This window comes from Nostoc sp. NOS(2021) (assembly GCF_017115025.1).
Classification (GTDB): Bacteria; Cyanobacteriota; Cyanobacteriia; order Cyanobacteriales; family Nostocaceae; genus Nostoc.
This window is the reverse complement of sequence record NZ_JABXKM010000076.1, coordinates 1-8,830: the sequence shown is the minus strand read 5'-3', so window position 1 is coordinate 8,830 and position 8,830 is coordinate 1. Positions and strand designations below refer to the sequence as shown.

Annotated in this window: 4 protein-coding genes and 1 pseudogene; 2 read left to right on the top strand and 3 right to left on the bottom strand. The window is 42.8% G+C overall.

The window, feature by feature from the left end:
- Nucleotides 1-759 (bottom strand): annotated as a pseudogene (locus tag HWQ41_RS09255) (hypothetical protein); the annotation flags it as partial.
- A 68-nt stretch (nucleotides 760-827) separates the two neighbouring features.
- On the bottom strand, nucleotides 828-4,418 hold the full coding sequence (locus HWQ41_RS09250) for a response regulator (RefSeq protein WP_292761771.1): 3,591 nt from the start codon (nucleotides 4,416-4,418) through the stop codon (nucleotides 828-830).
- Nucleotides 4,419-5,419: 1,001 nt separating this feature from the next.
- Here HWQ41_RS09250 and HWQ41_RS09245 point away from each other — a divergent pair.
- Both HWQ41_RS09245 and HWQ41_RS09240 read left to right on the top strand, forming a co-directional pair.
- Nucleotides 5,420-6,052, top strand: a complete 633-nt coding sequence (locus HWQ41_RS09245) for a GNAT family N-acetyltransferase (RefSeq protein WP_292761769.1) — start codon at nucleotides 5,420-5,422, stop codon at nucleotides 6,050-6,052.
- Between the two features lie 747 nt (nucleotides 6,053-6,799).
- Nucleotides 6,800-7,354 carry a hypothetical protein gene (locus tag HWQ41_RS09240; RefSeq protein ID WP_292761767.1) on the top strand — a complete coding sequence of 185 codons (555 nt, stop codon included), beginning with the start codon at nucleotides 6,800-6,802 and terminating at the stop codon, nucleotides 7,352-7,354.
- A gap of 8 nt (nucleotides 7,355-7,362) precedes the next feature.
- On the opposite strand, the gene HWQ41_RS09235 is transcribed toward HWQ41_RS09240, so the two are convergent.
- Nucleotides 7,363-8,511: a histidinol-phosphate transaminase gene (locus tag HWQ41_RS09235; protein WP_292761765.1), complete on the bottom strand. Its 1,149-nt coding sequence runs from the start codon at nucleotides 8,509-8,511 to the stop codon at nucleotides 7,363-7,365.
- Nucleotides 8,512-8,830: the final 319 nt, after the last annotated feature.

Genomic DNA, 8,830 nt, shown 5'->3' with positions numbered 1-8,830 from the left:
TGGAGTTTCTCTAGTCGAAGTTGCTGGAGTTTCCCTAGTTGGAGTTGCTGGAGTTTCTCTGTTTTCAGGTTCCGAAACTGGTGGATTTGATGGAATACCTGTTGGTAGTAGCGTTCCCTTTCCCAGTTTGATTTCTTGACGGCGGTTCCAAGGTAAATTACCGACTGGAACTGTAGGTGTAGGTTTCAGCGTGGCTGTAGGTTTCGGTGTGGCTGTAGGTTTCGGTGTGGCTGTAGGTTTCGGTGTGGCTGTAGGTTTTAGTGTGGCTGTAGGTTTTGGTGTGGCTGTAGGTTTCGGCGTGGCTGTAGGTGTTGGCGTCGGCGTAGGAACTCTCTGTTTAAAGGGTTTGCTATTAGGTTGAGAGGCGTAAGTTCGGCTCTTTTCCTGGAGATTATCAGCAGAATTTATTGCGCCAAAATCTTGATTTTTGGGCGTAGTTCGTCCTGTTTGTGAGGAACGTGCTGGTACAGACTTTTGAGTTGAGGATAGTGGCTTTGGCGAAACTGTTTTGGCTATTGGTTTTGATTTGGTTATTGATTTTATTTTAGGAGTAATGTCTATCAATTCAATAGGAACAGCAGATTGACTTTGCTGGGGAAACCACAGACTAAATGCATTAGATGAACGCATTAGCCAGAACACCAGCAAGTGCAGAGAGACTGAAGCTATAACGACAGAAATCCACAAAGCTGGTGGATCAGTGTGTCGTCTCCAGACCTTGGCTGGAATTGGAGTTTTGTCTGCAACCGATGGTGTCATATTATAGAAACTGGATATGATTAGGCACTCTTACTCATTGCTAATGCTTTAAAATACCAGTTTAAATTTTAGCGATTAACCATTATCTCTGGTGTAACAGCGAAGGTCAAAACTGTTTCATCTACTCCTTTAAGTTCTAGCGGACTACCTTTAGTAATTTCTTCTTCCTGCAAATAATCTGCCACGGCAGCAGAAACCAGGATCGTACCGGGAACAGCAGCAGCTTGCAATCTTGCAGCAATATTCACACTAGGGCCAATAGCAGTATAATCGGCACGTTCAGCGCTACCAAACATCCCCACAACAGCAGTACCTTGGTGGATACCGCACCGGAACTGTACGCCAGTAAGTTTGTCACCATCGAATACACCTTGATCTCGCCAGCGCTGGTTCAAGTCAGCCAGTGATCGGTGCATTGCTCTGGCTGTATTGATGGCACGACGCACCTGTTCATTAGGCGTTAGTTCTTCCGGCGCTCCGTATAAAGCTAAGATAGCATCTCCCATAAATTTATCTACAGTGCCGCCATTGCCAAATACAACCTTGGTCATGGCTGCTAAATATTCATTTAGCAACTCTGCTACCCGCCGCGATCTGAGAGTATTTGCTAGCTGTGTAAAACCCACAATATCACTAAATAAAACTGTAATTAAGCGTGGTTCTGGGCGCAAATCTAACGTTAAATCTCCGGTTGCGGCTTTTTGCACCAACGCAGCCGGCAAAAAGCGCTTTAGCACCGATTCTGTTAGATAAGTATTTAACTCCACGATTCGTCGTTCATTTTCCTTCAATCCTAAAAGATTCCGAACTTCCGCCAAAAGTTCCCGGTCATTGAATGGTTTTGCTAAATAAGCATCTGCCCCATGTTCTGTACTTTCGATGCGGGTTTCCTCATCTACTTTCGCTGTCAGCAGAATGATTGGTGTTCCTTTCAGCTTGTCCTCTTTGCGGATGAACTGAATCATCTCAAGTCCGCTCACCAAGGGCATCATTAAGTCAGTCACAATCAAGCTGGGTATAATTTCCTTAGCGATCGCATACCCTTCAGAACCGTTACGAGCTGTCCGTACATGATAGCCGTTGCGGCGAAAAATCTCAGATACATAGTTTCGCAGATCCGGGTTGTCGTCTACAACTAAAATTGAGTGCTGAGTCGCCGAACCTCTGCTGCTTGCAAGCCCACCCTCAGAGTTTTCGCCCAGTGCTGAGTCTTGATTGTCAATACTGGGGGAGAAGTTTCTTGTAATATCTTTAATATTATCTGTTGTTGACTCTACCAGTTCTAAATCAGCCAATTCTACGTTAGCGCGGCTCGTATTCAGTTCGGTAGACGTTTCTAGTACTTGCTGTGCGGGTAAATGAGCATTTCCAGTCACAAGCCATAAACTAAAGGTAGTGCCTTCGCCGTAAACTGATTCCACAGTGACTTCACCACCATGTAATTCTACCAATTCTTTAACTAAAGCTAAACCCAAACCACTGCCTTCATAGGAGCGGTTTGCGGAACCTTCAGCTTGGCGGAAGCGCTCAAATAGGTGGGGAATTTGTTCTTTAAGAATGCCAATTCCAGTATCTTGTACTTGCAATATGCAACGATCGCCCTCAGATTTTAGTCTGATGCTGATCGTGCCACCTTCAGGAGTAAACTTCATGGCATTTGACAGGAGGTTATAAACCACCTTGTCAAATTTTTCCATATCCAAGTACACCGTAGGACATTCATCTAACTGGGTAATGAGATGCAGTCCTTTTTTCTCACAGTAGGGGCGAAAAGATTCAACAATTTGGCTGACAAATTCGACTAAATCGCAGGGATGGAAACTAGGCTGCATTCTCCCCGCGTCTAGGCGTTGTAGATCCAGGAGTTGATTTACCAGTCGCAGCAGGCGGCGGGAGTTACGCAGGGCGATCGCACATTGGGAGTAAGATAATCCCTCACCAGCCGCCACTGCCGACTCTAAAGGCCCTTGAATCAAGGTGATGGGTGTGCGAAACTCATGGGAGATATTTTGGAAAAATTCGGTTTTTTGTCTGTCTAATTCCAGTAAGCGTTCAGCTTGTTGGCGAGTTTTTTGATACAAGTGTGACTGCTGCACAGCGATCGCTGCTTGAGCTGCTACTGCTTTCGCCAAATCGATATCAGATGACAACCATCTGCGGACTTTTTTACCTTCATGCAGGGTAATACTACCGATACATTTACCATCAGCCAATAATGGCACAACCATTAGCGATCGCCCTGGCATTTTTAAAGGCAAATTAAAACCCTGCACTTGTGAGGAAGAATGGCTGACATCACCAATTACCACAGGTTCATGTGTCTGTAGCATTTGTTGAAGGATTGGATTCTCCTGAATAGATGCTTGAGAATAGGGTATTCTCTGAGTTAATAGGTTCTTATTGCTACTTAAATTTTTGTCTGGGGCTGGCGATGCCTCCGGCAGGCTGTGCCTACGCAAATTTTCAGTATGTTGGAAACTGTCATACAAGCCCACACACTCGGCAAACTCATCTTCCTCTGTCCACAAAGACAGGACACAGCCATCGACTTGTAAGGCTTGTCCCAATTGCTGGGTAATCGCTGCAAAAATATCTTGGGGGTCTAAGCTAGAGCGAATCGCGCTAGTAATCGTATTAATTAAGCTCTCTCGCTTGGCAAGGGCACGTACTTGTTCGTAAGCATAAGCTTGAGACAAAGCTAAAGCTGCCTGATCCGCTACCATCAACACTAACTGCACCTCATCATCCCCCCAGAAGCGAGGCAGAGAACACTGGTGCAGTGCTAGCACTGCCATCAGTTCTTGTTGGCAGATCAATGGCACAACTAAACTAGAACAAATGTTAGCGGCAGCAAAAGCTGCCTCACGTTGGTGCAGTTCGGGAGTATTACCGTGAATACGCTCATCATCGATGACATCGTGAATCACCTGGACTTCGCGGGTTTCCCACACCGTCTGAGCCAAAAGAGGTACAGGGCTGGGGATGGTGGGACTCAGATCCCCTTTTGGGGAGAGAGGTGAAAGATTTACTACAACTTCCCCTGCTTCTTCAGAAAGAGCCTTTTGATAAATGAATCCTTTATCCGCCAACTGCTCATCTTGGAAGGGACGCAACAGACAGACATCCACCTCCAACATATGGCCTACTGTATCTACAATTGCCTGCAAAATTTGGCGATAGTCTAAAGCACTGCGAATCGTATTTGTGACGGTATTCAGTAGCGATTCTTGTCGGAGTGTGCGGGTAAGTTCGCGGGTTCTGGCTCTGAGGACATTGTGGGTATCCAAAGCTTGGCGTACCACTGCTTTGAGTTCCTCTGCTTCCCACGGTTTAGTGACATATTTAAATACCTTACCAGCATTGATTGCTTCCACCAGGTCTTCGACATCGGTGTAGCCAGTTAAAATAATCCGGATAATATCTGGATATTGAGTTGCTGTCAGGCTCAAAAATTCTGTACCGCTCATCATCGGCATCCGCTGATCGGAGATGATCACTGCGACCTCTCCCTCTTGAGCCAGCAGATCAAGGGCCGCAGGACCAGAGTTTGCCCTTAGCACCTTATAGTCGCGATAAAAAGTGCGGTAAAGCAAGTCAAGGTTGTCTGGTTCATCATCGACAACCAAAATTTTAGGCTTACTGTTTGCTTGAGATTTCATGCACCGCCTTCCTGCTGCAATGGCAGTCGGATAAAGAATAATCTGATCAGGTAAGGATTTTTCTGAGTCAGGTAAGAGCAGAGCATTTTGACCAATAAGGCTATTTGGCTACATGACTGCTGAGTGTAGGAGTGTTTACTCACAGTAGTTCGTCTCAATGGCTTATGCCCATTACCGTTTGCTTTGGTGCGGTGTAATTGCTTTCATAGTCAGTTTTAGGGTTACAGAGTCGATGCTTGCTTGTCAAATTTTCCTTCACCTCCTGTGAGCAATGTCTGATATCACATACAGCGCTCATAGCTAGCTGAAAAATCCAGATGAAGCTGCATATTAAGTTTTCCCTCCGCAGCAGTTTTACTAACACTTGCAGGTAAATTTTATTTATGCTAGTCATGGTAGAGTCAGCAATATTAAAACAATAAGATTTAAAGCCAAAGTATACTATTAGACAAATACCTCTTTCTAATTTAGCAATCAGAACTATCATTAAGACAAGTGATAATGGTTCAGAAGTTAGGGATTAACAACCTTGGAGATTCTTCCCTAGTACCTCTACAGCCTGTTACTATGACCTAGTAGCAAAGTTCTATTAGTGTAGCGGCAATTGCATAAACAAGTTCAGTACTGAACCACAGGTGGTTTGCAATCAGAGTTTGTCGGGAGTGTACTTACTTAACAATTTTGTATGTTATGCCTACGGACACGTTATGCTATTTATCTACCCATTCACCTAAACCTGTACGACTTGACAGATGTTTTTGTGGTAAACAGACTGATATCCTCCCTACCGAAAACAAGGGAAAGATTGTAAATTTATGAAGCTGTAACTTCTAAGACTCTTTCAAAAATGCAGGCTATAAAGCCCCAAGCTAAAGTGTAAAACTTTGTATACTCCACAAGGAAAAGCGAATTAGCAATCTTAGGTCAGTTCAATCTCCTGGGCAGATATGAAGTTTTCATTAAGTTTAAATGGTGTTTGAGAAGATTTGAGAAAATTTTCGTTGAATAAAATCAATACTAAACTAGCCTTGAAATATCGGTTTTTTCATCCATACCAGCAACAGCCAATCGATCCAGCTTGCTGCCAATTTCAAATTCGTACAGCTACACCTGCTGATTTGATCGATGTTGCTCAAATTATTGCTGAAAGCTTTCACTCCCAAAAGGGTATGTGGGGATGGGCCTTTCCATTGCTACGTTTGGGTATTTACGAAGACTTAAGGCATCGCATGGCATCACCTCCGCCACGTCATATTTGTTTAGTCGCCTTTGAAGCTACTACTGGTGCGGCTAATAACTTAGTGGGAAGTGTGGAATTGGGTGTACGTTACAGTGATTCGTGGAGCCAGGTTGGTATGGGTTTTCCTTACTTATCTAATTTAGCGGTTCACCCAAAATACCGTAGACATGGTGTGGCTTCAGGGTTACTGACTAGCTGTGAAAAAGTCTCTCGCGAGTGGGGATTTCAAGACTTATATCTCCACGTTTTGGAAAATAACCATCAGGCAAGGCAACTTTATTTCAAGGCGGGATATCGGGTGCATAAAGTCGAATCCAATTGGAATACATTTTTACTAGGACGCTCAAGCCAGATGTTCTTGCACAAGCACCTGAGTGCTGATTCCACTATCTGAATTTTATTTTGGCAATTGTAAATTTTGATGTTGTAATTAGTTTGGAGAAAATCTATCACCAATATCGATAATCAAAGTACAAACTAACTTAATTAAAAACTCAGCCAATATTAGCTAAATAGCTAGATATACAGCAGATTTCAAGGAAGGTGAAGTACACAAACTAAGTCTCAAAGCCAGGTATAAAGCGTGTTTTACTTCTGAATTCACCAATTCTGAGCCAAGCCGCAGAGCGTCTCCGGTTCCGCTCCTGAATTCTGCTGTATATAGCTTTGGATAATTCTTTTAAGGATATTTTATTTAGACTTTTTACGGATCTTCTTCTTCATCATATTAATAAAAGATAACTTTGGAAAAGTTCACTTAATGTTACATTTTGTCTTCTTTATTTGTGATTAAACAATAACTCTTTTAGAGTATTTTATATAAATAAATAAAGGAATTACAATGGAAATAGCTGTACAATGACCATTAGGAAATCAACAATCCCTCATAATAACTTTGTAATTAAGATATTCATCTTTATAAAAACTTTAAGAAAACACTCTTCAAATTTGGAGACAATTCTAGTTATATCTCATAAAATATGATTACTCAATTACTAAAGAATGCCTATTTATTACTATCTTAGTTAAATTGACCAAAAGACTCTTGATAATAAAAGAATTCAAAAATCCGATTTGACATAACAGCTAGTTCCGTCTTGAAGTGCATACTACTACCAAATTCGTTGAAAGTTTAAAAAACATGGATAGCGAACAGCATCGACGCTATCAGACCTGTATGGTATCAACTTATTACCCTGAAACTAGTTTCCTTGACTCTCTTGTCATGCAAGATGGAACTGAGCAATCGCAAGGCTCGGATATCCTTACACGTTTGCACAGTGGAGAAGTTTTCATCGTCAATAGTCGTAGACGAAATGGATTAATACTCTTTAAACGCTACCATGCAGAGTTTGCTGGGCCTGGGGCTGCTGTGGGTGGGGATTACGATTGTGATTGCCAAAGGGCATTGCCCATAGGTAATCTGTCTTTATTAACTCCCGAATCTAATGAAGAACGCCAGAAGGCTTACTTGATTAGGCGACAGTGGATTCGATTGATCAAACAAATTACAGAAAACCCAGTGCCTGGGCAGCGAGTCCAAAAGATTCTCGATCAATTTGAACAATACTTTCCACCAGAAATAGTGGCTCTTCTGCCGGATGTTGCTTTTGCTCTTTTAGTAGGAGTGCTGCCACAAACAGTGGGAATAGTACGCCGTTTGGGCAGTGAGGTGGACAGCCGATTTAATTACTGAGTGAATTGCTAAAATTCCAAATTTGCCAAAGCAGCTTGGACTCGATTAACGGTGCGGGCGTTTTCCTCTATTGTCCCGACAGTAATTCGCAATCCTCCGCTAATATGTCGCACAAGGGTGCCGAGTGTTCTAAGTTTCTGGTGGAAAGTTTTTAACGCAGCATCTTGTGAATAAAAGCCATTTGGTTTCAGACGTAGGTAAATAAAGTTTGCAGCGCTTGCGGTAATTTGTAGTTCTGGTTGTTGGGACAAAATTTCGATGAGTTTGGCTCGTTCACTCAGGGTTTGGGGAATTGACTCCAGCAAGAGTGTGCAGTTTTGTAAAGCAACTAATGCTGCTGCTATGGAAAAGCTGGGGAGATTATAAGGTAAACGAACTTTTTCTAAAATGGCGATCGCTTCGGGATGAGCAACGCAATAGCCAACACGGAGAGCTGCCAATCGGAAGGCTTTAGAAAAAGTGCGTAATATTACCCAATTGGCACGCTGTGCTAATTCACCTACTAGGGTAGTTTGGCTAAATTCAAAGTAAGCTTCATCAATTACTACCAAAATATGCTCATTCAAACTTCTTAACCATGCCAACTCTGCCGCAGTTAAGCTATTGGCAGTTGGCGAATTGGGATGCACTACGAAAACTACGCGAATGGGAGGATTTTGAGTTTTTTCGATCGCAGACTGTGCTGCTTTTAAGTCAATTTCAAAATTTGTTTCATTTCTATCCACCGCCACTACAGGAATGCCTAAAGTTTGTGCCAAAATCCCGTACATAGAGAAAGTGGGATTGGCAACTAGAATTGAACCTTCTCCTCCTAGACAAGTGGCGATTAATAAAGAGCGGATCAACTCATCTGAACCATTGCCAACAGAAATATTGCCAGCAGTAAACAAGGATGATGAGAGAGGGGCTGACTCATTGACGTACTGTGCGATCGCATCCTTAAGTGTTTCATGTCCGCCATCGGGATAACGATTTGTTTCAATTACTTGCTGATACGTCCAGGACAGCTTCTCTTTTAACTCAGGTGGGAAATCGTAGGGGCTTTCATTTGTATCTAGCCGATCGAACTGCGCCGGGACAGATGCGGCTGTATCGTTACTGGGGTGAGGTTTGTACGCGGTGAATTGGGCTAAATCTGACCGGATGAAGGGAAGCATATTAATTTTGGATTTTGGATTTTGGATTTTAAATCAAAGTTGGTAAATATAGCCTCTTTGGATCTACGAGTTCAGTAAGCTAATATATTTTTAATTTGCATAACCAGGGCGGGCAAGATGCCCACTCCACAAAAGTTTTACTTCCAGGTAATATGCAAGTTAAATGTCTAACAGCTAAGTACTTACTGAAAAATATTAGGTTATACCAATTCTATGTGAGGCTGCGCTTTATTCACGTAGGGGCAATTCATGAATTGCCCCTACAGCGCGGTTTTGGGTAAGTTCTATAGGCGCATCTTCAAAAAGAAATGGTATTAGG